This window comes from Ruegeria arenilitoris, from assembly GCF_013030985.1.
GTDB classification, from domain to species: domain Bacteria; phylum Pseudomonadota; class Alphaproteobacteria; order Rhodobacterales; family Rhodobacteraceae; genus Ruegeria; species Ruegeria arenilitoris_B.
Genome location: NZ_WPYP01000006.1, coordinates 31,096 through 54,852 on the forward strand (window position 1 = coordinate 31,096; position 23,757 = coordinate 54,852).

25 protein-coding genes and 1 tRNA gene are annotated in these 23,757 nt (G+C 60.2%); 8 read left to right on the forward strand and 18 right to left on the reverse strand.

Translation table 11 applies throughout. The features are described 5' to 3' along the window. Positions 1-200: 200 nt before the first annotated feature. Positions 201-1,199, forward strand: a complete 999-nt coding sequence (locus GOX88_RS13005) for a LacI family DNA-binding transcriptional regulator (RefSeq protein WP_170402382.1) — start codon at positions 201-203, stop codon at positions 1,197-1,199. Here GOX88_RS13005 and GOX88_RS13010 read toward each other — a convergent pair whose 3' ends face one another. Together GOX88_RS13010 and GOX88_RS13015 are read right to left on the reverse strand one after the other, a co-directional pair. Then, entirely contained in the window at positions 1,200-2,333 is a 1,134-nt protein-coding gene (locus GOX88_RS13010; protein ID WP_170402385.1) for a Gfo/Idh/MocA family protein, read from the reverse strand. It lies immediately after the preceding gene. A 36-nt stretch (positions 2,334-2,369) separates the two neighbouring features. Then, on the reverse strand, positions 2,370-3,473 hold the full coding sequence (locus GOX88_RS13015) for a Gfo/Idh/MocA family protein (protein WP_170402387.1): 1,104 nt from the start codon (positions 3,471-3,473) through the stop codon (positions 2,370-2,372). Between the two features lie 113 nt (positions 3,474-3,586). Here GOX88_RS13015 and iolC point away from each other — a divergent pair, with 113 nt between their 5' ends. The 4 genes from iolC to GOX88_RS13035 all read left to right on the forward strand — a co-directional run bounded on the left by iolC (position 3,587) and on the right by GOX88_RS13035 (position 7,142). After that, complete coding sequence (gene iolC, locus GOX88_RS13020; protein WP_170402389.1) at positions 3,587-4,567, forward strand: 5-dehydro-2-deoxygluconokinase; 981 nt, start codon at positions 3,587-3,589, stop codon at positions 4,565-4,567. A 9-nt stretch (positions 4,568-4,576) separates the two neighbouring features. Next, entirely contained in the window at positions 4,577-5,413 is an 837-nt protein-coding gene (locus tag GOX88_RS13025) for a 5-deoxy-glucuronate isomerase (protein ID WP_170402392.1), read from the forward strand. Continuing rightward, the gene (locus GOX88_RS13030; RefSeq protein WP_170402395.1) at positions 5,410-6,249 is read left to right on the forward strand and encodes a class II fructose-bisphosphate aldolase; all 840 of its coding nucleotides are present in this window, start codon (positions 5,410-5,412) and stop codon (positions 6,247-6,249) included. Before GOX88_RS13025 ends, GOX88_RS13030 begins: the two co-directional genes overlap by 4 nt. 248 nt (positions 6,250-6,497) lie before the next feature. Beyond that, complete coding sequence (locus GOX88_RS13035; protein WP_217354233.1) at positions 6,498-7,142, forward strand: hypothetical protein; 645 nt, start codon at positions 6,498-6,500, stop codon at positions 7,140-7,142. Positions 7,143-7,145: 3 nt separating this feature from the next. Here GOX88_RS13035 and GOX88_RS13040 read toward each other — a convergent pair whose 3' ends face one another. The 12 genes from GOX88_RS13040 to GOX88_RS13095 all read right to left on the reverse strand — a co-directional run bounded on the left by GOX88_RS13040 (position 7,146) and on the right by GOX88_RS13095 (position 17,882). Next, positions 7,146-7,904 carry an SDR family NAD(P)-dependent oxidoreductase gene (locus GOX88_RS13040; RefSeq protein ID WP_170402401.1) on the reverse strand — a complete coding sequence of 253 codons (759 nt, stop codon included), beginning with the start codon at positions 7,902-7,904 and terminating at the stop codon, positions 7,146-7,148. Then, complete coding sequence (iolB, locus tag GOX88_RS13045) at positions 7,901-8,707, reverse strand: 5-deoxy-glucuronate isomerase (RefSeq protein ID WP_170402404.1); 807 nt, start codon at positions 8,705-8,707, stop codon at positions 7,901-7,903. The genes GOX88_RS13040 and iolB overlap by 4 nt, the downstream gene beginning before the upstream one ends. A 48-nt stretch (positions 8,708-8,755) precedes the next feature. Then, entirely contained in the window at positions 8,756-9,937 is a 1,182-nt protein-coding gene (locus tag GOX88_RS13050; protein ID WP_170403093.1) for a phytanoyl-CoA dioxygenase family protein, read from the reverse strand. 49 nt (positions 9,938-9,986) lie between these two features. After that, entirely contained in the window at positions 9,987-10,886 is a 900-nt protein-coding gene (gene iolE, locus GOX88_RS13055) for a myo-inosose-2 dehydratase (protein WP_170402437.1), read from the reverse strand. After that, entirely contained in the window at positions 10,883-12,715 is a 1,833-nt protein-coding gene (iolD, locus tag GOX88_RS13060; RefSeq protein ID WP_170402440.1) for a 3D-(3,5/4)-trihydroxycyclohexane-1,2-dione acylhydrolase (decyclizing), read from the reverse strand. The genes iolE and iolD overlap by 4 nt, the downstream gene beginning before the upstream one ends. Before the next feature lie 92 nt (positions 12,716-12,807). Further along, entirely contained in the window at positions 12,808-13,626 is an 819-nt protein-coding gene (locus tag GOX88_RS13065; RefSeq protein WP_170402443.1) for an ATP-binding cassette domain-containing protein, read from the reverse strand. 1 nt (position 13,627) lies between these two features. Then, a complete protein-coding gene (locus GOX88_RS13070; protein ID WP_170402446.1) occupies positions 13,628-14,734 on the reverse strand; it encodes an ABC transporter permease in 1,107 nt (368 codons plus the stop codon). Between the two features lie 66 nt (positions 14,735-14,800). Next, on the reverse strand, positions 14,801-15,721 hold the full coding sequence (locus tag GOX88_RS13075; protein ID WP_170402449.1) for a sugar ABC transporter substrate-binding protein: 921 nt from the start codon (positions 15,719-15,721) through the stop codon (positions 14,801-14,803). A gap of 125 nt (positions 15,722-15,846) precedes the next feature. Further along, positions 15,847-16,860: an inositol 2-dehydrogenase gene (iolG, locus tag GOX88_RS13080; protein WP_170402452.1), complete on the reverse strand. Its 1,014-nt coding sequence runs from the start codon at positions 16,858-16,860 to the stop codon at positions 15,847-15,849. 134 nt (positions 16,861-16,994) lie between these two features. Continuing rightward, positions 16,995-17,071 (reverse strand) — tRNA-Arg (locus GOX88_RS13085). A 21-nt stretch (positions 17,072-17,092) separates the two neighbouring features. Further along, positions 17,093-17,569: a GNAT family N-acetyltransferase gene (locus GOX88_RS13090; protein ID WP_170402455.1), complete on the reverse strand. Its 477-nt coding sequence runs from the start codon at positions 17,567-17,569 to the stop codon at positions 17,093-17,095. A gap of 1 nt (position 17,570) precedes the next feature. After that, complete coding sequence (locus tag GOX88_RS13095) at positions 17,571-17,882, reverse strand: ETC complex I subunit (RefSeq protein WP_170402458.1); 312 nt, start codon at positions 17,880-17,882, stop codon at positions 17,571-17,573. Between the two features lie 153 nt (positions 17,883-18,035). Between GOX88_RS13095 and uvrB the strand changes: the two genes are divergently transcribed. Next, complete coding sequence (uvrB, locus tag GOX88_RS13100; RefSeq protein WP_170402461.1) at positions 18,036-20,222, forward strand: excinuclease ABC subunit UvrB; 2,187 nt, start codon at positions 18,036-18,038, stop codon at positions 20,220-20,222. A 228-nt stretch (positions 20,223-20,450) separates the two neighbouring features. Here the strand turns inward: uvrB and GOX88_RS13105 are convergent, their stop codons facing one another. After that, on the reverse strand, positions 20,451-20,927 hold the full coding sequence (locus tag GOX88_RS13105; RefSeq protein WP_170402464.1) for a hypothetical protein: 477 nt from the start codon (positions 20,925-20,927) through the stop codon (positions 20,451-20,453). A 221-nt stretch (positions 20,928-21,148) separates the two neighbouring features. On the opposite strand from GOX88_RS13105, the gene GOX88_RS13110 reads away from it, so the two are divergent. Beyond that, positions 21,149-21,856, forward strand: coding sequence for an ORF6N domain-containing protein (locus tag GOX88_RS13110; RefSeq protein ID WP_170402467.1), 708 nt, complete (start codon positions 21,149-21,151; stop codon positions 21,854-21,856). Here GOX88_RS13110 and GOX88_RS13115 read toward each other — a convergent pair. Both GOX88_RS13115 and GOX88_RS13120 read right to left on the reverse strand, forming a co-directional pair. Continuing rightward, a complete protein-coding gene (locus tag GOX88_RS13115) occupies positions 21,853-22,206 on the reverse strand; it encodes an MmcQ/YjbR family DNA-binding protein (RefSeq protein ID WP_170402470.1) in 354 nt (117 codons plus the stop codon). The two genes, GOX88_RS13110 and GOX88_RS13115, sit on opposite strands and share 4 nt — an antisense overlap. 58 nt (positions 22,207-22,264) lie before the next feature. Then, the gene (locus GOX88_RS13120; RefSeq protein ID WP_170402473.1) at positions 22,265-22,687 is read right to left on the reverse strand and encodes an excalibur calcium-binding domain-containing protein; all 423 of its coding nucleotides are present in this window, start codon (positions 22,685-22,687) and stop codon (positions 22,265-22,267) included. Positions 22,688-22,812: 125 nt separating this feature from the next. Between GOX88_RS13120 and GOX88_RS13125 the strand changes: the two genes are divergently transcribed. After that, a complete protein-coding gene (locus tag GOX88_RS13125; protein ID WP_170402475.1) occupies positions 22,813-23,316 on the forward strand; it encodes a HugZ family protein in 504 nt (167 codons plus the stop codon). Here the strand turns inward: GOX88_RS13125 and GOX88_RS13130 are convergent. After that, positions 23,301-23,708 (reverse strand): universal stress protein, encoded by a 408-nt coding sequence (locus GOX88_RS13130; RefSeq protein WP_170402478.1) that lies wholly within the window; start codon positions 23,706-23,708, stop codon positions 23,301-23,303. The two genes, GOX88_RS13125 and GOX88_RS13130, sit on opposite strands and share 16 nt — an antisense overlap. Positions 23,709-23,757 lie beyond the last annotated feature (49 nt).

Here is a 23,757-nt window from a genome sequence, read left to right on the forward strand (position 1 = left end):
AGTCATTGTTTTTTAACGATGCGTCGGGAGTTCGAGTCTCTCATCACCCACCATTGCCCCCCCTCAAACCGCGCAAACAACACGGACCCGGCGTAATTTAGGCCCGACGCTTGCAACCGATTGCAAGTTTTGACCGTTGGCGCGTAGTATTCCACCATGAAATTGCTTGTCAGCCTTCCCCCGATCCGCGGGCGCCAGTCATGAGTGTCACCCTGAAAGACGTCGCCGCACTGGCCGGCGTGTCCCGCTCGGCCGTTTCGCGCACCTTTACCGAAGGCGCTTCGGTGTCCGCCAAGACCCGCAGCAAGGTTGAAAAAGCTGCAAAAGAACTGGGCTACAGCCCCAATGCGCTGGCCTCGTCGCTGACCACCGGGCGGACCAAGCTGATCGGATTGATCTCGAACAACTTTCACAACCCGATTTTCCTTGAGGTGTTCGACCAGTTCACCCGCGCCCTGCAGGAACGCGGGCTGCGGCCGCTGATCGTCAACCTGACGGACGAGACCGAACCGGCCAATTCGGTGCGGATGCTGCGGCAGTATTCAGTGGATGCCGCCATCGTCGCCTCATCGACCCTTCCGCCCAGCTTTGCCAAGGCATTTCATGATGCGGGGGTGCCGGTGGTGCATACCTTCGGCCGATCGGCCACTTCGCCCGAGGTGCACGTCGTTGGAATCGACAACGTGGAATGCGGGCGCATGGCAGCGCGCGAGTTGCTGGCGCGCGGCTATCGGCGCGTGGGGTACCTGGGCGGGCCGCAGGATGCGACCTCGGCCATGGACCGGTATCGCGGTTTCATGGAAGAGGCCGAAAGGCACCCCGACCTTGAGGTGTCGCATTCTTTCGCCGGGGCCTATTCCTTTGACGCCGGACGCACCGAGATGCTGCGTCTGCTGGCGGACACCCCAGCCGAGGGTTACTTCTGCGGGGACGACATTCTGTCTGTTGGCGCGCTATCTGCCCTGCGCGACCACGGACTGAAACCGGGTATCGATATCGGCATCATTGGCCTGAACGACATGGAGATGTCGCGGTGGGAGAATATTGATCTGACCACCATTCACCAGCCGATCAAGCAGATCATCACTTCGTCCGTCGATCTGATCGAGGAAATGCTGAAAGACCCCGAACGGTACCCGGAGGCGCGGATCTTCCCCTGCCGGGTGATTGAGCGGGGCACATTGCGGCCCCGCCCCTGATCATCGGAACATCGGCGGGCGCGCGTCTTTCCAGGCGCCGTCCTCATTGCCCGATGCCACAGCCGCGTGCACTGCGGCGATCGACCGGACCCCGTCGGATGCATCAGGCAGGCCGTCACGGGCCTCACCCCGGATCGCGTCGGCGAGGTCGCAATAGATGTTCGCGACCGCCAGCGGAAACCCTTCGGGATGCGCGATTGCCACGCGGGACAGGCGCTGCACCTCGTCATGCAGGCCGCCCTCGCCCTTTTCAATGATCTGAGTGCGCCCGCCAACGGGGGTGTAGATCAATTGGTTAGGTTGTTCCGAAGCCCAACGCAGACCACCGGTTTCGCCAAACACCTGAATGTCGAACCCGTGTTGCCGCCCGATGGCCACTGATGAGGTCCACAGGCGACCCACCGTACCGCCCTCCATCCGGAAGTTGATCATGGCGTCGTCTTCCAACTCGCGGCTGGAAATGGTCGAGGCCATGTCGGCGGACAGGGTCTTCACCTCGTCATCGCAGATGAAGCTGGCCATGTGCAGTGCGTGGATACCGCAATCCGCGAACTGGCCCGAGACACCCGCCATCGCAGGATCATAGCGCCAGCGCACACGCGGGTTGTCGGCATCGGTGGCGTCGCCGTGGTGGCCGTGGCTGAAATTGGTGACGACCAGACGCACCTTGCCAATTTCGCCCGCCCGCACCATCGCGCGGGCCTGCCGCACCATCGGATAGGCGGAATAGCAATAGTTGACCGCACAGATTTTGCCCGAGGCCTCGGCCACGCGAACGATCTCTTCGCCCTCTTCCACCGTCATGGTCATCGGCTTTTCGCAGAGCACATTGAACCCGGCTTCAAGGAACGCCTTGGCAATCTCGAAATGGGTCGAGTTCGGCGTGGCGATCGTTACCAGATCAATCCGGTCAGCGCGGTCTTTTTCACCAGCCAGCATTTCCTTCCAGTCGCCATAGGCGCGGTCGGCGACAACGCCCAATCGCTGCGCGTATTCCCGCCCCACGTCGGGACGGTGATCCAGCGCACCAGCTGCGAATTCGAACATGCCGTCGGCCTGAGCCCCCAGACGGTGTGCCGGTCCAATCTGGCTACCTTCGCCACCACCAATCATGCCCCATTTCAGCTTTGCCATGGTAATTGTCTCTCTTACATGTTTTGCCGTTTGCGATCAGAAATCGCGGATGCTTTGCCACTGCCGGTGCCGGGATGACGCCAGCGCCGCAGCGACGACACGGTTGACCTCGTGCCCGTCGTGGAAGGTGGGCCAGATGGGCTTTCCGGTATGGATCGCCTGCAGGAAATCCTTGGCCTCGATGATGATCTGGTCCTGATATCCGGTGCCGTGGCCCGGACCCTGACAGAAGGGTTCGTAGTCCGGATGCGCCGGGCCGGTCAGGATCTTGGTAAAGCCGCGCTGCGCCTCGGGGCCTTCATGGCGATAGAACCACAGGGCGTTCTGGTCTTCCTGATCAAACCGCAGCGCACCTTTGGTGCCCGAAACCTCGTAGGCGTAGCCCATCTTGCGGCCTGTCGCGACACGGCTGACATGGATGTTGCCCATCGCGCCGTTTTCGAACCGGCACATGATCTGCGCTTGATCGTCATTGTCCACGGTGCCTCCGGGGCGGGTGTGGTGAACGGTTTCGACCTCGGCCATGACCTCGGCAATCGGCCCCATCAGCGCCAGTGCGCCGTTGATCATGTGCGGCGCCAGATCGCCCATCGTGCCGTTGGCCATTCCGGTCGTGCGCCACGTGGCCGGGGCCTCGGGGTCGGCATAGAAATCTTCAGTATGCTCGCCCCGGAACCAGGTGATATCGCCCAATTCGCCCTCGGCGATCAGTTTGCGCGCGTATTGCGTCGCGGGTGTGCGGGCATAGTTGAACCCGACCATATTGGTAACACCGGCGGCCTCGGCCGCCGCCGCCATCGCCGCACCATCCGACATCGACGCGCCCAGCGGCTTTTCGCACAGCACCGGCTTGCCCAAGGCGAGGGCCGCTTCGGCGATTTGACGGTGGGTATTCTGGGGCGACGCGATGACGATGGCCTCGACCGCGGGGTCATTGACCAGCACCCGCCAGTCCTCGGTCGCGCGGCGGAACCCGTAAGCCGCCCGATACCGTTCGGCGCTTTCTGGGCTCGAGGCGCAGATCATCTCAAGACGCGGGCGCAGCGCCGTGTTGAACACCGCCCCCACAGCCGACATGGCGACCGAATGGGCCTTGCCCATATAGCCGCCACCTACGATTCCAATTCCGATTTCAGGCATCTGTTACGGCTCCGAACATATTATTTGCAACCGGTTGCAAAATGAGTATCGTGTGAATCGATTCAACGCAAGGTCCAAACTTTGCCGACCCCAGCTTGCCGGAGGAATATGACGTGAGCGCTTTGATAGACGGCATCAAAGGAAACCGGTTTGCCGTGTTCGGGCGCGCGGGCATGGACATGTTCGCCGATCCCATTGGTGTCAAAAGCGAAGATGCCGATACGTTCCACGCCGATCTGGGCGGATCGTCGGCCAATATCTGTACGGGTCTGGTCAAGCTGGGCAGTCAGGCGTCGCTGGTCACCTCGGTCTCAGACGATGCAATTGGGCGATTCTGCCTGAACCGGCTGCGCCACTATGGCGTCGACACGTCCAATATCCGTGTCGTTGGCGGTGAATACCGCATGTCACTGGCCGTCTATGAAAGCCGGATCGAGAATTTCCAGAACGTCATCTATCGCAACGGGGCCGTCGATTTTCAGGTCACCGAAGAGGATATGGACAAGGTCGACTATTCCGCCTTTTCAGCCGTGATCTCGGCAGGCACCGTCTTTGCCGCCGAACCGTCGCGCAGCGCCACCTTCCGCGCCTTCGACAACGCTCGCACAGCCGGATTGCCGGTGATTTTCGACATCGACTACCGCCCCTATAGCTGGCCCTCGCCCGAGGTGGCCGCCGACGTCCTGTCGCGCGCCGGAGAGGCCAGTGACCTGATCGTCGGCAATGACGAAGAGTTCGGCTTTATGGCCGGTGGCATCGAAAAAGGCTTCACCAAGGCCAAGGAACTGGCGGAAAAGCCGGGCCGGATCGTCATCTACAAGATGGGCGAACAGGGTGCGGTGACGCTGGTGGACGGTCAGGAAATCCGCACCGGTATCTTCCCTGTCACCGCCGTCAAACCCAACGGCGCGGGCGACAGTTTCATGGCCGGCCTGCTGGCGTCAATCGCGGCGGGGCATTCGCTGAAAAATGCGGTCATGCGCGGGTCGGCCTGTGCCTCGATCGTTGTATCACAACCCGGTTGTGCCCAGGCAATGCCAACAACACAGCAACTGGACGCGTTTCTGGCCGATCATCCCGGCCCGACCACATAGGAGTCCCTCATGCATATCGCACCCTATGACAATCAGAACAAACCCATAGTCGATGCCGGCGACCCGACGGTGCCGCTGAACTATTTCAACATCGTCAAGCTGAAGAAGGGTGAGGCATTCGAGTATCAGGTGCCGGGTTATGAAACCTGTATCGTCCCCGCCACCGGCAGCGTGGATGTTGACGTCGAGGGCGTTCAATTCGCCAAGCTCGGCAACCGGGGCGAGGATGTCTGGGATGGCGAACCCGAGGGCGTATATATCCCCGTCGGCGCCAAGGCGCAGATGATCTGCGTGTCGGACGAGACCGAGGTGTTCATCGCGGGCGCCAAGTACGACAAAGTGCTCGATCCCTTCGACGTCCGCCAGCATGACCTTGTGCAATACGGCAGCGACGACACCAAAACCCATCGCAAGATCAAGCACATCCTCGGGCAAAAACAACACGACAAGGTCGGCCGTCTGCTGGTCAGCGAATTGTATACTGTTGGCCAGGGCGGCTGGTCCGGCTTTCCCAGCCACAAGCACGACACCAACCGCCTGCCGGATGAAAGCCGCCACGACGAGACCTACAACTTCCGCTTCAAACCCAACTGGGGGTCGGGCCTGCAAATGTTGCAGCGAGAGGATAACGAGCCCGGCGATGCCTATCACATCGTCGATGGCTCAACGATCTGCATCGACAAAGGGTATCACCCCTGCTGCGTGCTGCCGGGATATGAGATGTACTATTTCACCATCCTCGGCGGTCTCAGCCAGCGCTCACTGGTCCAATATTTCCAACCGACACACGCCTATCAGATCGAAACGATCCCGGGCATCAAAGACATGATCGCGAAATTCAAATGACCCTCGTCACGCTGAAAGACGTCCTGACCCCCGCTTTTGAACAAGGTTATGCCGTGGGCGGCCTTGTTACCCTGGGCTGGGAAGACATGCGCGCCTACGTGGCCGCCGCCGAGGCCGAAAACGCCCCAGTGATCCTGCAGGCCGGCCCCAGCTGCCGCGAACACACGCCGCTGCCCGTTCTGGGCAAGATGTTCCGTCACTTGGCCGAGAACGCCTCGGTCCCGGTGGTCGCCCATCTGGACCACGGCTATACGTTTGAGGAATGCAAGATCGCGCTCGACAGCGGGTTCACATCGCTGATGTTCGACGGTTCGCGCAAGCCGTTGCAGCAGAACATCGACGAGACCGCCGCGATTGCAGAAATGGCCCATGCAGCCGGAATTTCCTGCGAGGGTGAGATCGGTTTTGTCGGCTACTCCGGCGGTGAAGGGTCAAACGGAACCGACCCGACCGAGGCCGCGCAGTTCGCGCGGGAGAGCGGCGTGGATGCGATGGCCATCTCGGTCGGCAACGTCCATCTGCAGCAAAACAAAGAGGGCGGTCTGGACGAGGGTCGCATCCGTCAGATCGACGCCATGACCGAAGTGCCGCTGGTGATCCATGGCGGTTCTGGCGTTCCGGTCGAGCAGCGCAAGCGTCTCGCCCGCGAAACCTCGATCTGCAAGTTCAACATCGGGACCGAGCTCCGCATGGCCTTCGGTGCCGCACTGCGCGAGGCGGTGAACCGCGACCCCGAAAGGTTCGACCGTGTCACCATCCTGAAAGAGACCCACGACCCGGTCGAAGCCGCCGCGCGCAGCGTGATCCGGGCCTTTGGAGCGCCGCCGCAAATGTAGGCCGGTGGCGTCTAGTGCTTTGCCTTCAAAAGGGTTTTCATACTTTCGGCACATTCTCTGAATAACCGAAGGTTATGGAAACTAGTGCTGCGCGCGATATTAACAGGCTTTTGCGGGGTATCTCGACAAACCATGTCGAGACAGTGCGCGACGCGTGGCGCACACTTTTGGCGGATCCGAAAGCTTCTGTTCCGGAAATTCAGCAAAAGCTTGCCTCTTCGGCATGGCGGGACAACCCTCCGGGTCCAATGCCCAAGTATTTTGGCATCCTGCTTGCACTGCTGAGCGAGGTGGATTCCGACGCATTTCGCCAGGAAATCACCCGGCTGAGAAAAGGTAAACTGCACCCAGTCCATCGCAGAACCCTAAACCTGATGGCAAAACGTCTGGACGACACGCCGTCGACCTTATTGGCCGGGAACATACCGGTGTTTATTGCCGATGAAGTCGCCGATCCGCTCCGCATCATTCGAAACCTTCAGCGCTGGAGTAAAACCAACGGCCTGTCGCTTGAGGACGTCACCCGCATAGACGTAATCGCCGCACGGCCCGAGCTTGACTACCTTGGCAAGTACAACCTGTTCTTCTCGGGGATAGTGCTGACGGCGCCCACAACACCGCCCGAAGGACTGACCAAGTGGTTTGAAACTCTGAGAAACGAGTTCACATTCTACCACGAGGTTGGTCACCATGTGCACAAACACAGCGAAGGTGGTCAGATAGAAGAACAGGAACAAGAGGCCAATGACTACGCCCGCGCGATGATACGCAAAGCGCGACCGATCTTAACCGGTATCGGTCGCTGCGTGGGTTGGTTCCTCAAACCATTGCTAGACCGTCTGATCAAATGGTTGAAGACAAAGGTCCGGCAAGACCATATCAAATCCAATTGATGATCAGATCGACCCACCCTCAACCATGAAATTCCCCGCGCTGCACATGGCTGCATCGTCCGAGGCCAGAAAAACCACCATTCGCGCCACGTAGACAGGGTCAATCGGATCGGGCAGGCATTGGCGGTCGACCTGTTTGGCCAGCGCCTCGGGCGTAACCCAGAGGTCTTTTTGCCGGTCTGTCATAATCCAGCCGGGCACCACCGTGTTCACACGGATGCGGTGATCACCCAGCTCGCGCGCCATGGTGCGGGTCAGGCCATGCACGGCAGATTTGGCGGTGGCATAGGCCGGGAAGCCCGCACCAGCCTCCCACCACGAGTTTGAGCCGAGGTTGACGATGGCCCCACCGCCCCGTTCGATCATCGCGGGCGCGACAGATTGGATGGTAAAGAACATGTGGCGGATATTGGTTGCCATACGCTCGTCCCAGTACTCGGGTGTCACTTCGCGCCAGTCGTGCCGGTCGTCATGGGCCGCGTTGTTGACCAGAACATGTGCGGCGCCCAAATCTTCCGATAGTTGGTCCAAGGCCACGCGCAGCGCCTCAATATCGCGCAGGTCGCATTGGGCAAAGGCGTGTTCGCCGTCCAGATCCGCCAGTAGCGCATGCCCGGCGTCGGCATTGATGTCCAGAAACCCGACCTTGGCCCCTTGGGCCGCAAAAGCGCGGACCGTTTCCGCACCGATACCCCCTGCCCCGCCGGTGATGAAGACGGTCTTGCCGTTCAGGCTGGGATAGGTGGCAAAGTCTCGGGTCATCCGTCACGCTCCATGATCCACGCGACCTCGGGGGCCGCAACAAAGCGCCATTTCCGCAGAGGCCCGGCCATGACGTTCAGGTAATACATCTCAAACCCGTAGGGTGCACCGCAAGGGTGGTGGCCGCGCGGAACGGTCACAACATCGCCATCGGACACGGCCATCGTCTCGTCCAACTGGCCATCATCGGTATAAACCCGCTGGATACCAAACCCGTTGGCCGGGTTCAGGCGGTGGTAATAGGTTTCTTCCAGATAGGTGATCCGGGGGTAATCATCCTCGTCATGGCGGTGGCTGGGATAAGACGACCAGTGGCCGTTCGGCGTGAACACTTCGGTCACCAGCAGGCTGTCGGCATAATCCTCGTTCTCCATCGCGATATTGTTGATATAGCGCGTGTTCACGCCCTTGCCGCGCTCGGTCAGGGTAATGCCGTCAGGGCCGATGCGCCGGGCCTGATGCTCGCCTTTGCCGGGGGCCGAGCAGACGGCGATGACGCAATCGGTTTCGGCGACGGCTTCCCACCCGGTTCCGTTTGGCAGGTACAGGCAATGCGGTGGCGTCTTTTCGAACACGTCCATCCGGTCGCCCAGAACGCCCCAATCCTGCTCGGCCCCGGTGATCTGCGCCTTGCCTTCGACCATGACCAGGATGACCTCGCGATCGCCTGTATCCTCGGCAGCTTTGTCACCCGCACGCAGGTGATAAAGGCCGAAGCCGACATATCGCCACCCTGCGCTGGCCGGAGTAATGTCGTGGACCTTGCCGCGGGATCCGAACGGTTTCTTGAGCAGGTCTGCCATGGTGTCGTCTCCTTGACGGGCGGGCGAATGGCCCACCCCAATATTGATTCAGGCAGCTTGCCTTGCCTGCAGGGCCGAAAGCGCCTCGGTCAGTTGCGCCTCGGTCCAGCCTTCAGTCACCGCCCGGCGCAGGACATCCGCCTGGCTTTCCGGCGCATTGCCCCCGATCGGAGGGTCCGTATCCAGATTGGTCGGGAAAGGATAGCCTTCGGCGGTGGCCGCAATCGCCGCATCCAGTTCCGACACACTCAGATCGCCGCGCTGTTTCAGTGCAATCAGATGCGGGCACACGGCCCGCGACATGGCACTGCGATCCACTGCTTCCATCGCGCGCCCGAAGGCCGACGAAATTTGCAGCAGGTTCGCCATGCGGTCGATATCGGCGCTGCTGTTTTCTCCGGCAGCGTGGAACAGCGCAGGGTTGAAGAACACCGCGTCCCCTTTCGACAGCGGCAGTTGGATGAAATTGTCTTCGAAATGGTCTCGATGCGCGGGATCGTGAAACGCCAGATAGCCCGATGGATAAAGCTGCGAAAACGGCAGCAGCTTGGTCGGGCCACTTTCCACTGGCATGTCGCAATGAGCAACGGCGCCTTGCAAGGTCAGCGCCGCAGTCAGGTGGTGGGCATGAGCGGGATACCGGGCGGCGCTGTCAGCGCTTTGAAACCCCAGGTGGTAGTCCCTGTGCGCTTGCTGCGCCTTACCACCGGGGCGCACCTGATTGACCTGCGCGGTAACCTGATAGTTGGGGCCCAGCCACGCCTCGCAGGCAGCTGCAATCGCGGTGTTTCCGAAATACAACGCAAACCCTTCGGGATCGCGCAAACACTGCTTCTGTAGCGCATTCCAAACCCGGTCATTGGCGCCCGAGGCGGCAAAGTGATCACCCTCACCCGCCCCACTTCGGAGTTCTTCATCGATAATCTGTCGAAACACCTCGGAGGCTCGGTCAATCACAGAGGTGTCCGGATAGGCCCCTTTCAGGGCAATCACGCCGGCTGATTTGCTAAAAACCCAGCCCCATTCCGCCAGCAAAGCCTGACGCTTGTCCGTCTGCTCCAGCACCGGGCGCAGGGCTTGCATGTCATAGATCGGAACGTTCTTTTCAACCGACGCGGCATGGGGCACCGCATCGGCTGAAAGGTTCTGAGAGGTCAACACCTTGAATTCATCCAGATCGCAGGATTCCCGGTCGAAATAGCCGACATATCCGAGGTCTTGATGCACCATGATAATCTCCTTTTTCATGGCTTTTGGTGTTGCGCCTTTGCGCGGTGAATTACGCCGTGATTTCCAATCCCGCCTGTCCGCAGACATCAACGATATGGTCATAACCCTTCTTGGAATACTCATAGGGCGGTGCCTTGGCTGGGTCCTGTTCGGCCTCGACCACGATCCAGCCCTCGTAATCCATCGCCTTGAGCGCATTGGCGACCGCCTGGAAATCAATGCAGCCATCGCTGGGCACGGTAAAGGCCCCGGCGATCACCGCGTCCAGGAAGCTGCGATTGTTCTCACGCGTATCCTGCACGATGGACGGGCGGATATCCTTGAAATGCACGTGATGTACCCGGTCACCCCAGCGGTTGAGGGTTGCCATGAGGTCGCCGCCGCTGAACAGCAGGTGGCCGGTGTCAAAGCACAGCTTCACCTCGGGGCCCGCCCCCTCCATCAACCAGTTCACGTCATCTTCGGTTTCGATGATCGTGCCCATGTGATGGTGATAAGCCATCGGCATACCCTGATCGGCCATCCATTTCGCCAATTCGGTGAGCTTGGCCGCATAGGCCAAAACCTCATCTTTCGACAGCTTGGGGCGATCATTGACCGGGGTTCCGATCTGACCCTGCACGGTGTTGGAACACTCGGCATAGACGATGCAGGGGCTGTTCAGCGCCACGAACTGTTCGACCTGCTCGCGGACGGCCTCGCGTTCGGCCGCGAAATCGTTGACCAGCGTGTTGCCCGAGCACCAGCCGCCACAGAGCGCGATATCATTGCCGTCCAGATAGGCGCGCAGACCTTCGGTGTCGCTGGGCATCCGCTGGCCACGTTCGACACCGGTATAGCCGATCTCGCGCGCCTCTTTCAGCGCCTGCTCCATGGTATAGGCAGCGGTCAGGTCCGGCAGGTCGTCATTTTGCCAGGCGATCGGAGAGATCCCGATTTTCACGCTCATTTGGTATTTCTTTCCTTAAGTGCGACCTCATAGGCCGCGCGTTTTTCATTCACTTCGGGGCGGATGCTGACCTCGGGTACGGCCACTTCCCACCATGTGCCGCCAAATTCGGTGGACGGGTAGGGATCGGTGTCGATGACGACCACAAACGGACCCTTGACGTCGTCCCGTTTGGCCAGCGCCTCTTCAAGCTCGGCAATCGAGCTGACCTTGACCGAGGTTGCCCCCATCGCCGCCGCATGGGCCGCAAAATCGATGGCAGAGGGCGTGTCGTGGACCGCGTGATCCAGCAGGTTGTTGAACTCGGCCCCGCCGGTGCCCATCTGCAAGCGGTTGATGCAGCCAAAGCCGCGGTTGTCGGTGATCACGACGGTGAACGAGATCCCCATCATCGCGGCCGAGGCCATTTCCGAGTTCGCCATCATATAGGTGCCGTCGCCGGTAAAGCAGATCACGTCACGCTCGGGTTGTGCCATCTTGATACCCATGGCGCCCGCAATCTCGTACCCCATGCAGCTAAAGCCGTATTCCATGTGATAGGCCCCGGGGCGCGGCGCTTTCCACAGCTTGTGCAGCTCACCGGGCATAGTGCCCGCCGCGCACATCACAACCGTATCGTCATGCGAGGCGCGCTGCACCGCGCCGACCACCTGCATGTCGGTGGGCAGAGCGTTGCCATCGCCCGGCGCGTCGGTCAGCTTGTCGACCTTGCCGAACCAATCCGCTTTCAGCGTGTCGGCGACAGGGTCGGCGCGGAATCCCTGCAAGGCGGTCCCCAACTCCTCAAGCCCGACACGGGCATCGGCTTGCAGCGGCATGGCGCCATGTTTCTCGGCATCATAGGCGGCGGTGTTCAGGCTGATCATCTCACGCTCGGGGTTCGAGAACAGGCCCCACGAGCCGGTGGTGAAATCCTGAAAGCGCGTACCGACGCCCAGCACCAGATCGGCCTCGGCACAGACATCGTTGGCGGGTTCGCCGCCGGTCACGCCGATGGGGCCAAGGTTCAGCGGATGATCCCAGGCCAAGGCCGATTTACCGGCCTGCGTTTCCGCAACAGGGATGTTGTGCGTTTCAACAAAGCTCTGCAGCGCATCGGTTGCGCCCGAGTAATGCACCCCGCCCCCGGCAACGATGACCGGGCGTTTGGCCGCCTTGATCGCGGCGACGGCGCGGGCCAGCTCGCCCTCATCCGGGCGGATGCGGCGCTGATACCAGACGCGCGGTTCAAAGAAGCTTTCGGGATAGTCATAGGCCTCGGCCTGCACGTCCTGACAGAAGGCCAGCGTCGCCGGTCCGCAATCGGCCGGGTCGGTCATGGTACGGAAGGCGCGCGGCAAGGCGGTCAGCAGGTGCTCGGGCCGGGAAATGCGGTCAAAGTAGCGGCTGACCGGTTTGAAACAGTCATTGGCGCTGAGCGTACCGTCACCGAAATTCTCGATCTGCTGCAACACCGGGTCGGGACCGCGGGTAGCGAACACGTCGCCCGGCACGAACAGAACCGGCAGGCGGTTCACATGCGCCAGCGCCGCCGCCGTGACCATGTTTGTGGCCCCCGGCCCGATCGAGGACGTAACCGCCATGGTCCGCGTGCGGCGCATCTGCTTGGCATAGGCAATCGCGCAATGCGCCATGGTTTGTTCGTTATGGCCGCGATAGGTGGGCAGGCTGTCTTTGACAGCGTGCAATGCCTCACCCAGCCCTGCCACGTTGCCATGGCCGAAAATGGCCCAGACACCTGCGATGAACGGCTCTCCGCCCTCGTTCATCTGCGCGCCCAAATAGCGCACCAAAGCTTGCGCTGCGGTCAGTCGGACTGTCTTGCCCATTGTGATCCCTTTCAACACAAGGCCATTATGGCCAATTCCGCAATTTCGATAGTTGGTGGGCCTCTGGCCCCTGAGGGGGGGGAGGAACGGTGTTAAACCGTACCGCCCAAAGACCCTTCCAATTCGGCCATTTCCTGACCGCCTGCCATAAGGTCTTGCAGTTCCTCGGGCGTGATTTCGCCCCGTTTCGCGGTGCCCAGAGTCTTGCCCCGGTTCAACACGGTAAATCGATCGCCCACCGCCAGCGCATGGCGCACGTTGTGGCTGATGAAGACAACGCCCACGCCCTGGCTGCGCACTCGGTCTATGGTCGCCAGAACATTCGACGTTTGGCGCACCCCAAGGGCCGAGGTCGGTTCGTCCAGGATCAGGATTTTGGCACCGAAATAAACCGCGCGCGCAATCGCAACGGTCTGCCGCTCACCACCGGACAGCGTGCCCACCGCCTGATCCGGTCCGCGCAGGTTGATGCCCATCTTGCGCATCTCTTCCATGCAAACGTCGTTGGCCTGTTCAACATCGAACCGCTTGAGCAGACCCTTTCCTTTGGTTGGCTCGCGCCCCATGAAGAAGTTCCGCGTCACGCTCATCAGCGGGATCATCGCAAGGTCCTGGAACACGGTCGCAATGCCCGCCTCCATCGCATCGCGCGGGGTGTCGAAATGCAGCGGCTTGCCTTCGAAAAAGATCTCGCCTTTGGTGGGTTTGTGCACCCCGGACATGGTCTTGATGAAGGTCGATTTGCCCGCACCGTTGTCGCCCAGCAAGCAGTGGCATTCACCCGGTTTGACGTCAAAGCTGACACCAGCCAAGGCGATGATGTTGCCAAAGTGCTTTTCGATGTCTTTCATTTCAACGATGGGCGCCACGTCGGTCGCATCGCCGTGGTGGAACTTGGTGTCTTCGGTCATATCAGCGCTCCCCGGTTACGCGTTTACGGATCGCGTTGTTGAACAGAACGGCGATCAGCAGCATGGCGCCCAGGAAGACCTGGAACCAGTCCTGATCGAAGTCGGTATAGGTCAGGCCGATGACAACCATGCCAAAGATGATCGAGCCGAAGAACGCCCCGATAGCCGAGCCATAGCCACCGGTCAGCAGACAGCCCCCGATCACGGCTGCGATGATCGCCTCGAATTCTTTCTGGAAACCCCGGCGCGCGTCGGTTGAACCGGCATCCATCACGGTGATGATCGCCACCAACGCGGCGCAGCAGGCCGTCAGCATAAACAGGGAGACTTTGACGCGGTTCACTGGAACACCCGAGTTGGATGCGGCCGTCTTGTCGCCGCCCGAAGCAAAGATCCAGTTCCCCGCAGGAGTGCGCAGCAGTACATATGTTGCAGCCAGCGCCATCACGATGAACCACAGGATTTCGACCGGGATACCCGGCACTTTCGGCGCACCGCTCTTGAAGGTATCGATCGCACCCTTCTCGGCCAGCCAAGCGAACAGGCTGCCAAAGGCCTCGCCCGAGAAAAACGGCGCCAGCCAGTCATTATCGGTCGCGTCACGCACGCCGCGCAACTGGGTCGATCCCCCGGTCGCCATTTTCAAACCGACCAGAGAAAGCCCCCGCAAAATAAACAGAAACGCCAACGTCACGATAAAGGACGGCAGGCCCGAGCGGATCACGATATTGCCGTTGATCGCACCGACCATGGCCGCAAAAACAAACGTCATCGGGATCGCGGCGATCAGCGGCAACTGCCAGGTCACCACGCAGACGCCGAAGAACAGGCCGGAAAACGCCACCATCGAACCGATGGACAAGTCAAACTCGCCGCCGATCATGAGCAAAGCGGCCCCGATGGCGAGGATACCCAATTGCGCCGCAGGCGTCATGAAGTTCATCACTCCGGCAAGAGTGAACATCGATTCATCTGCGGTGATCGCAAAGAAGATGACCACAAGGACGACACCTGCCATCGCACCAAGTTCGGGGCGCTTCATTAGCTTGGTCAAAAACGGTTCGCTTTTGACCCTTTCGTCCGCTGCAACTTGCGCTGACTGACTCATGTTTTCCTCCCAATTCGGTTGAAACGGCGCACGTAGCGCCGTTTCTTTTGTCACTGCCCCGTCGGGTCAGCGAATGCCCTGCGATGACAGGTCGATCACCTGTGCGGCCTTTTCCTGAGTTACCAGGTTTGGACCGGAAGGTACGTTGCCACCCGGCATCAGACCGTATTTGGCGTGCAGGCCCATGAAGTTAACCGCCAGATAACCCTGCAGATACTGCTGCTGGTCGATTGCAAAGGCCGCGTCACCGTCTGCAATCGACTGCAGGAAGTTGGCCGACAGGTCGAACGAGGCCACGTTCACGTCACGTCCCGATGCTTTGACAGCTTCTACCGTCGGTTCACCGGCCGAGCTGGCACCCAACGCCATGACAGTGTCTACATCTTCGTTCGCGGCCAAAGCAGCAGCGACTTTCGACTCGATTTCAGACGGGTCGTTTGATGTCGGCAGCACTTCGACATTGCCGCCGAAACCTTCGGCGAAGCCCGCGCAGCGCAGGTCAAGTGCGACGTTGCCAACCTCGTGGTTCACACAGATCGCGGTTTTGCCGCCCATCGAGGCCAGTGCCTCACCGGCGGCTTTACCCGCGTCGAATTCATCCTGACCAACGTGCAGGAGTGCGCCCAGATCCTTGGAAACATCTGACCCCGAGTTGATCGAAATCACCGGGATACCGGCCGCAACCGCACGTTCGATTGACGGGCCAAGCGCATCCGCGTCGGGGATCGAAACGATCAGCCCGTCAGGCTCCTGGTTCACGGCGGCATCGATCAGTTGCGACATGGCCACCATATCGAAGGTCTCGGGCGCGCGGTATTCGACGTTGACGCCGACATCCTTGCCCGCCTGTTCAACGCCGTTCTTGACGACGTTCCAGAACGCGTCATTTGCCTGACCGTGCGACACAACCACGATTTCCTGCGCAAATGCAGGCGTGGCCAGGGCCAGAGCACCGGCAGCCAGTGCGCCTTTTACGAACTTGTTCATTTTGTTTCCTCCCATAAAAAACAGTCTGTCTTTTTTGCCGGGGCATCAGCCCCAGTCATTCGGATCCACCGAATCTCCTCCGCTCCGGAAACTGACAGAGCTTGCTACAGTTTCCGGATATCGACTCATTTTGCAACCGGTTTCAAAACATCGGCCAATAGGACGGGCTGCCCGGTCCGCGCCGAATTGGTCGCGGCCTCGGCCATCGCCAACGCGGCAACGCCATCCTCCAGTGTCACCGGCATCGCCGAGTCGGTCAGCACGGCCTGAACAAACGCGTCCCATTCCGCGCGATAGGCGGGCATGTAGCGTTCCAGGAAAAAATATGTCGGCTTGGCCCCGGTCACGCCATCGGCCGTCGATTTGACCACGGCGTTTTCAAGAATGTTATGGGCCTGAAGCAGCCCGCCCGAGCCCAGCATTTCGATCCGCTGGTCATAGCCGTAGACTGCCCGCCGGGAATTTTTGATCACCACGATCTTGCCATCGGCATAAGTCATTGTGACCACGGCAGTATCCACATCCCCCGCGCGTCCGATCTCGGGGTCGACGATTGAGGTGCCAACGGCAGTAATCCGTTCCGGCAGCTGGCCCATCAAGTAATTCGCCATGTCGAAATCATGGATCATCATGTCCCGGAACAGACCGCCCGAAACCTTGACATAGCTGATCGGCGGCGGGGCCGGGTCGTATGAGGTGATGGACAGCATCTCGGTCGTGCCGATCTCACCCTGATCGGCGGCCGATTTCAGGGTCGAGAAACTGGGGTCAAACCGGCGGTTGAACCCGACCATCACCGGACGACCGGTTTCGGCTGCAACCGCCTGGCAGGCCAGCGCCCGTTCAAGGCTGAGGTCAACGGGTTTTTCGCACAGAACCGCCTTGCCAGCCTGCGTGGCGGCTTCGATCAGGTCAGAATGGGTATCCGTCGGCGTCGCGATCAGCACCGCATCAATTGACGGGTCCGCGATGATGTCCTGGGACTCACGGGCCTTTGCTCCCTGTTCCGCAGCAAGGCTTTCAGCCGCTTCGGAAATCGCGTCGGAAACCGCGCAGAGCTGACTTTGAGGATGCGCGGCAATGGCCTGTGCGTGCACCCGGCCAATGCGTCCGGCACCAAGCAGTCCGATTCTCAGCATGCGGTTCTCCCGATTCTTTGATTTGGCGATACAATGTTTCCTTTTGCAACCGGTTGCAATATTTTTTTCGACACAAACGGGCACAACGCAAAATCACGCGGATTAGCGGGTGTTGGCGGGCTTGAAAATAGGACTGGCGATCCCGGAAGGACTCGAACCCTCAACCTGCTGATTAGAAGTCAGCTGCTCTATCCAGTTGAGCTACGGGACCGCTGCGCCCTTCTTGCGGTTTTTACGGGCGGGGTTCAAGACCCAAGCGCATGAAGGCGCTGTTTGGGTCGGCCTCGTATCCGTAGATCGGCCCGCAATAGGAATATCCATGCGCCTCATAGAGTTTGCGGGCCGCGTCATATTCCGGCAGATGCGCCGCGCCGGTTTCCAGAACCAACGCAGAGATTCCGTCGGTTCGGGCAAGTTCGGCCAGATGTATCATCATCTTACGCGCCAGACCGCGGCCGCGTGCCTGCGCCAGAATATGCACCGATTTCACCTCGGCCGTGCCATCCGGCAGCACCTTGAGCGCACCACACCCGACTGGCTGACCCGCGTCATACATGGCCCAGAACCGAATCCCCGGCCCGGACAGCGCCTCGGCATCCATGGTGTGATTGCTTTCCGCGGGGCCAGCGGTTTCGCTATGGGCAAAATGCGCCTCAACCACCGGGCGCAGCGCATCCGAGGTCGGATCGGCCTCGCGGATGTCGATCAATTCAGTGGGTCCAGGGCGCGCGCCGGTCGGTGGCAAAATTCTCACCATAGCCACGGGCGCGCAGGTTGGGCTTGCGCTTGTGCGGCTCGCTGACCTGCGCGTCGATCCCATTGTCCTTGGCGTAGTCCAGCGCCTCTTCCTTGGTGTCGAACTTCAGGCGCACCTGGGTCTGCGTGTCGTTCGACGAGGTCCAGCCCATCAGCGGATCCACCGCACGCGCAGACGCGGGGGCGTATTCCAGAACCCACTTGCGGGTCTTGGCCATCCCCGAGGTCATCGCGTTTCGCGAAGGCTGGTAAATCCGTGCGCGCATGTCGCCTCTCCGTACTCACTTGGCTAGGAGTGTTTATGCGCCAGACGCGCGGCGTGGACAAGTCCGCAATTGTCGCAACTTAGAGTGTTTGAAATGCCCCCTTGAACAAGAACAAAAACAGATCAAAATCAGGCGCGAAAGGAATCTCCCCTGATGGCATACGCTCATTCCGACAAGACTCAACTGACCGCCGAAGATGTCCGCGCCCGCCTGAAACTGGAGGGTGGCAAGGAATTCATCATGCATACCGAGTTTTCCCCCGCGGGCGACCAGCCGACCGCGATCAAGGAACTGGCGGGCGGTGTGCAGGACGGTGAACGCGATCAGGTTCTGCTGGGTGCGACCGGAACGGGGAAGACCTTCACCATGGCCAAGGTGATCGAGGAAACCCAGCGCCCCGCCATCATACTTGCCCCCAACAAGACTTTGGCGGCGCAGTTGTATGGGGAATTCAAAGGGTTCTTTCCGGAGAACTCGGTCGAGTATTTCGTGTCCTACTACGACTACTACCAGCCCGAGGCCTATGTGCCGCGCTCGGACACGTATATTGAGAAAGAATCCCAGATCAACGAACAGATCGACCGGATGCGCCACTCGGCCACGCGGGCGCTGTTGGAACGGGATGACGTGATCATCGTCGCCTCGGTATCGTGTATCTACGGTATCGGTTCCGTCGAAACTTACGGAGCGATGACGCAGGATCTGAAGGTCGGCCACGAATACGACCAACGGCAAGTGATGGCCGATCTGGTCGCCCAGCAATACCGCCGCAACGATCAGGCATTTCAGCGCGGGTCTTTCCGGGTGCGGGGCGATTCCCTTGAAATCTGGCCCGCCCACCTTGAGGACCGCGCGTGGAAACTGTCCTTCTTCGGTGAAGAGCTGGAACAGATCACCGAATTCGACCCGCTGACCGGCGAAAAGACCGACACGATGGAGCAGATCCGGGTCTATGCGAATTCACACTACGTGACGCCGAAACCGACGATGCAGCAGGCGATCATCGGCATCAAAAAGGAATTGCGCTTCCGGCTGGACCAATTGGTCGGCGAGGGCAAACTGCTGGAAGCGCAGCGCCTTGAACAGCGCACCAATTTCGATCTGGAAATGCTCGAGGCCACCGGCGTCTGCAACGGGATCGAGAACTACTCACGCTATCTGACCGGCCGCGCACCGGGCGAACCGCCCCCGACCCTGTTCGAATTCATCCCCGACAACGCGATTGTCTTCGCCGACGAATCCCACGTCAGCGTGCCGCAGATCGGCGGCATGTACCGGGGCGACTATCGCCGCAAGTTCACGCTGGCCGAGCACGGGTTCCGCCTGCCGTCCTGCATGGACAACCGCCCGCTGAAGTTCGAGGAATGGGACGCCATGCGCCCGCAATCCGTCTTCGTCTCGGCCACCCCCGCGAAGTGGGAGATCGAACAGACCGGCGGTGTCTTCACCGAACAGGTGATCCGCCCCACCGGCCTGCTGGACCCCGAGGTCGAAATCCGCCCGGTCTCGATGCAGGTGGACGACCTGCTGGACGAGGTGCGCAAGGTCACCGCCAATGGCTATCGCACGCTGGTCACCACGCTGACCAAACGCATGGCCGAGGATCTGACCGAATACCTGCACGAACAGGGCATCAAGGTCCGCTACATGCACTCGGATATCGACACGTTGGAGCGCATCGAAATCCTGCGTGACCTGCGTCTGGGGGCCTTCGACGTGCTGGTCGGCATCAACCTGCTGCGCGAGGGGCTCGACATCCCCGAATGCGGGCTGGTCGCCATTCTGGACGCGGATAAAGAGGGCTTCCTGCGCTCGGAAACCTCGCTGATCCAGACCATCGGCCGCGCCGCGCGGAACGCTGATGGCCGCGTGATCATGTATGCAGACAAGATCACCGGTTCGATGGAGCGCGCGCTGGAGGAAACCAACCGCCGCCGCGCCAAACAGCTCGCCTACAACGAGGAACACGGCATCACGCCCGAGACAGTAAAGAAAAACGTCGAGGACGTTCTGGCCGGTCTCTACGAAGGCGATGTGGACATGAACCGCGTCACCGCCACCATCGACAAACCGATGCACGGCGCCAACCTCGAGGCCCATCTGGACGGGTTGCGCGACCAGATGCGCAAAGCCGCAGAGAACCTGGAATTCGAAGAGGCCGCCAACATCCGGGATGAGATCAAACGTCTGGAAGCGGTCGATCTGGCCGTCGCCGACGACCCCATGGCGCGCCAATGGGCGGTCGAGAAAGCCTCGGAAGACGCAGTGAAGTCGCGCGGACGGTCAACGGCTGGTCGGCCGGGGCAGCGGGGTGGGAATGTGAAGCGAAGGAAGCGGTAACGGCATACGAGCTCTCCGCGACCAGACGTTACGCGTTACCCCATACCACAACTTACTTTTGTTTGCCGCGCGTCGTTGGCTTGCCTGACCCCGTGTTTTGGCTGGCGTTGTTCCCCTGCGAGCTTCCGCCCTTACGTACTCCGGTGTTTGAGGCAGTGCCTCGCTTGCTTGCCCCCGACGATACACTCGGTTTTCCGGAAGACGGTTTTTTTGCCATTTGGGTATCCTTTATACCAGATTGATTAGCCAGGCGGGGATTTGCAAGCACCCCAGTACGATTGCGCGCCAGAGATTACTACGCGCTTCAGCTATAACTTCTTCATTTTCGTCAAAATATGTGTCGCAGTCTTTCGCCAACAAAGCTTTGGTTTCTTCCAGCGACTCCATTTTGTTTTCTCGACCGATAATCCAAATGGGATTAAGCTCAAAATTGCACGTTCTCTGAGCGACGCTGACCATCGCTGCAAAATAAAGGGACGCCGAGAAGGTAAAGATGACAAGCCAGAATTCTACTCGTATCGACAGAAATGTGTAGTCGCCTGTTCCCACTATGTCTTCTAGTTCAACCAACCCGGCAAAGACCGTACCTATGAGACCGGTCATAGCAGCAGCCATACCTGCTTGGTTTCGGGCGTTTCTCAGGTCTTCCTTCTGCGAGCGCAGTTGAGAGTACGCAATCTCAAATGCCAGTTCTTTCTGTGACATTAGTGTAAGTGGCTCAAAATGATAGCTTTCACAGCGATCTATACATGCACGCTGAAGGAACTCAAGGAGTGGCTACAAGCGTAGGATGGGTTTCCAACCTATCCCTCCGACGCCTCATAGGATAAAACCTAACCCTACACGTCACTCCACACTTCAAGGTTGCAGCCCAGCGCTCTCTCCTCCACGTTTGAAATCACAAATTGTGATTCCAAACGGTTGCCATGACGAACCCCAAAAATCTGCCCAGCACGCATGAGGTCCAAAGCGCCATTCACCGAATGCGCGGCACCCGTGTGGTGCTGGCCGAGGATCTGGCGCAGTTTTACGGAAAATCCGTCAGCGCGTTCAATCAGGCCGTGTCGCGCAACAAGAACCTGTTCGAGGGCTACCGCTTTCAGCTGACCGATGCCGAGGTCGCCGATTTGCAATCACAGAATGTGATCTCAAAACCCAAGGGTCGCGGTGGGCGGCGGGTCAATCCGTGGGTCTATACGGATTACGGCGTGGCCATCGCCTCGGCCCTGTTCAAGGATCCGCGCGCGATCAAGATTACTCGGATGATCACCGAAGCCTTTGTCGACGGGGCAAATGCATTAGTCGAGGCCCCTCGCAGCGTGCCGGAAATCTTGCCGCCCGAAGACGCCCCTGCCCCGCTGCTGCCCAATGGCGAGCAGTTGCGTGATCTGGCCGAAAACATCCTCGATTCCGGGCAACAGAGCCTTGTCGATTACATCGCCAACCCCACCACCAAACGGCAGCAGGCGGTGGCGGTGATCATGAAAACCCTGGCCGAAACCGCCGGCGAAGAGGTGCGCACCCAGCACGAACGCCTGCGTCTGAACATCGCTCAGCGTCTGGCCACCGGGGACTATGCCGATGATGATGACCGCAAAGGCCTGCTGGAACTGCTGCAGGCGATGAAGGGTTAAACCCCCAGCTCGACCCGCATCTTCTTGGTCAGCTTGGCCACGACCAGATCATAGGATGTCACGATATGGTCGCGCAGTGAGGCGTCGCTCATGCCGCGTTCTTCATAGACCTGCAGCCATTTCATCCCCCGCGAGGCCAGATAGGGCGCTGGGCGGATGCCGGGTTCATCGCTGAGGACTTCAAACGCCAGATCGGTGGCCTTGAAAGTGAACGCGTCGCGCCCGTCGTTCCAGCCGCAGATTGCAAACACTTTGCCACCCACTTTCCACACATCGGCATTGCCCCATTGCACCACATGGCTGGTGGCTTTGAGGTTGGCGCAGAAGGTGTTGAATTCGTCGCGGGTCATTGCCCCAACTTTGGCGACTGGCCGGAATTATGCAAGCGCCGGCGCGGCAGTGAACCAATCATGGCCGCACGAATTTCGCGGTTCCGACGGTTCGTGATGGCCGCGTTCCGGTTCGCTGCGGGACTGCGCCGGAAACCGGGGTGCCCGAGAGGGTTTCGCAGGCAACGCCATCGCCGTCGGGGTCGTTGCGGGGATGATACCCCGGGCCGCCAGCCAGAAACGGCCCCGGCACAATCGTTTCGACCGCGTCACACCCCGCCGGGGCAATCAAGTGGATCAGGGCCTCTTCGCGTTCATAGCCGGACGTGCGCAGAAAAACGGCCACGACGATACTCAGGATCGTCAATGGCAGCATGAGAACCATGATCAGTATCCGGACCGGAGACAGGGCGCGCTTGCGCAAGGCGTCCGCGCGTTTCTGGCGCCTCGATACCTTGGGGGTTATCGGTTCTGTTTCGGGCTTGGGCGTGTCGACTGGCATATCCTTCCCCTAACCCGGATTTGTGGCGAAACCGAGGCCCGGGCTCGACCCGCAACAAGACCTCGCACCGGCCCGATGAAGCAGCTATGCTCGGCCCGTTGCAGACACCACGGGACACATAAACCATGACTGAAGCCAACCCTTTTCGTCCGGTCGATGACACGGCCCGCGGCTTGGCTCGCGACCTGATTGAAGGCGCAACCTATGGTGCCCTCGCCACCTTGCAACCAGGCAAAACAATGCCTTCTGTATCCCGTATTGCGCTGGCAACGGATGAGGCTGGCGGGCTGGTGACCCTGATCTCGACCCTGGCGGATCATACGCGGGCCTTGCACGCCAATCCGGCCTGCGCGCTATTGATCGGAGAGCCGGGAGAGGCTGGTGATCCCCTGACCCACCCGCGCCTGACCTTACACGCCGAGGCCCGGTTCGTCGCGCGGGACAGTGCGGAACACGGCCACCTGCGCGCACGGTATCTGGCCCTGCGCCCCAAAGCGAAGCTTTATGTCGATTTCACCGATTTCGGCTTTGTCTGTTTCGAAATTTCAGAGGCCCTGTTGAACGGTGGCTTTGGCAAGGCCTGGCGCCTTGCCTCTGCCGATCTTGCTCCCGATCAGCGTACCACGTGAACCGCGCAGGCGGCGTGGCGGACCACATGGTTCGCAGTTGAGCCCAAAAGAAGATCCTGCATACCCGGCCGATGCGATGCCATGATGATCAGATCCGGCTTGTGGGCATCCGCCCAGTCCAGAATGGTGCGCCCGGAATGCCCTTCGATCACCACGCCTGTCGCGTTGGGCAGTTTCGCCGCCAGCTCGTCCAGTTCGGTCTGAATCGCCTTGCGGGCTTCGTTCAGGTATTCAGGCGGCATGTAAGAGATCGCATAGTTCGGGATGTGCTCGACCACATGCAGCAGAGTGACCTGAGCATCCGGCGTCGACAGAATCTCAGCCAGTTTCAACGGACCGGAAATATCCCGTTCGGCGTCGAAAGAAATAGGAACAAGAATGTTATGATACATGGCGCGCACCTCCGTTTTCCTACATCCACCTTGGGCGGGGCTGGTCGTT

Coding starts and splice junctions, on each gene's coding strand:
- GOX88_RS13065 (WP_170402443.1), bottom strand. CDS start 13,626: ATGACCGAAGACACCAAGTTCCACCACGGCGATGCGACCGACGTGGCG.
- GOX88_RS13005 (WP_170402382.1), top strand. CDS start 201: ATGAGTGTCACCCTGAAAGACGTCGCCGCACTGGCCGGCGTGTCCCGC.
- GOX88_RS13025 (WP_170402392.1), top strand. CDS start 4,577: ATGCATATCGCACCCTATGACAATCAGAACAAACCCATAGTCGATGCC.
- GOX88_RS13010 (WP_170402385.1), bottom strand. CDS start 2,333: ATGGCAAAGCTGAAATGGGGCATGATTGGTGGTGGCGAAGGTAGCCAG.
- GOX88_RS13070 (WP_170402446.1), bottom strand. CDS start 14,734: ATGAGTCAGTCAGCGCAAGTTGCAGCGGACGAAAGGGTCAAAAGCGAA.
- GOX88_RS13030 (WP_170402395.1), top strand. CDS start 5,410: ATGACCCTCGTCACGCTGAAAGACGTCCTGACCCCCGCTTTTGAACAA.
- GOX88_RS13015 (WP_170402387.1), bottom strand. CDS start 3,473: ATGCCTGAAATCGGAATTGGAATCGTAGGTGGCGGCTATATGGGCAAG.
- iolG (WP_170402452.1), bottom strand. CDS start 16,860: ATGCTGAGAATCGGACTGCTTGGTGCCGGACGCATTGGCCGGGTGCAC.
- uvrB (WP_170402461.1), top strand. CDS start 18,036: ATGGCATACGCTCATTCCGACAAGACTCAACTGACCGCCGAAGATGTC.
- GOX88_RS13115 (WP_170402470.1), bottom strand. CDS start 22,206: ATGACCCGCGACGAATTCAACACCTTCTGCGCCAACCTCAAAGCCACC.
- GOX88_RS13035 (WP_217354233.1), top strand. CDS start 6,498: ATGCCCAAGTATTTTGGCATCCTGCTTGCACTGCTGAGCGAGGTGGAT.
- GOX88_RS13095 (WP_170402458.1), bottom strand. CDS start 17,882: ATGCGCGCACGGATTTACCAGCCTTCGCGAAACGCGATGACCTCGGGG.
- GOX88_RS13040 (WP_170402401.1), bottom strand. CDS start 7,904: ATGACCCGAGACTTTGCCACCTATCCCAGCCTGAACGGCAAGACCGTC.
- GOX88_RS13110 (WP_170402467.1), top strand. CDS start 21,149: ATGACGAACCCCAAAAATCTGCCCAGCACGCATGAGGTCCAAAGCGCC.
- iolD (WP_170402440.1), bottom strand. CDS start 12,715: ATGGGCAAGACAGTCCGACTGACCGCAGCGCAAGCTTTGGTGCGCTAT.
- GOX88_RS13075 (WP_170402449.1), bottom strand. CDS start 15,721: ATGAACAAGTTCGTAAAAGGCGCACTGGCTGCCGGTGCTCTGGCCCTG.
- iolB (WP_170402404.1), bottom strand. CDS start 8,707: ATGGCAGACCTGCTCAAGAAACCGTTCGGATCCCGCGGCAAGGTCCAC.
- GOX88_RS13105 (WP_170402464.1), bottom strand. CDS start 20,927: ATGTCACAGAAAGAACTGGCATTTGAGATTGCGTACTCTCAACTGCGC.
- GOX88_RS13130 (WP_170402478.1), bottom strand. CDS start 23,708: ATGTATCATAACATTCTTGTTCCTATTTCTTTCGACGCCGAACGGGAT.
- iolE (WP_170402437.1), bottom strand. CDS start 10,886: ATGAGCGTGAAAATCGGGATCTCTCCGATCGCCTGGCAAAATGACGAC.
- GOX88_RS13125 (WP_170402475.1), top strand. CDS start 22,813: ATGACTGAAGCCAACCCTTTTCGTCCGGTCGATGACACGGCCCGCGGC.
- GOX88_RS13120 (WP_170402473.1), bottom strand. CDS start 22,687: ATGCCAGTCGACACGCCCAAGCCCGAAACAGAACCGATAACCCCCAAG.
- GOX88_RS13050 (WP_170403093.1), bottom strand. CDS start 9,937: ATGGTGCATCAAGACCTCGGATATGTCGGCTATTTCGACCGGGAATCC.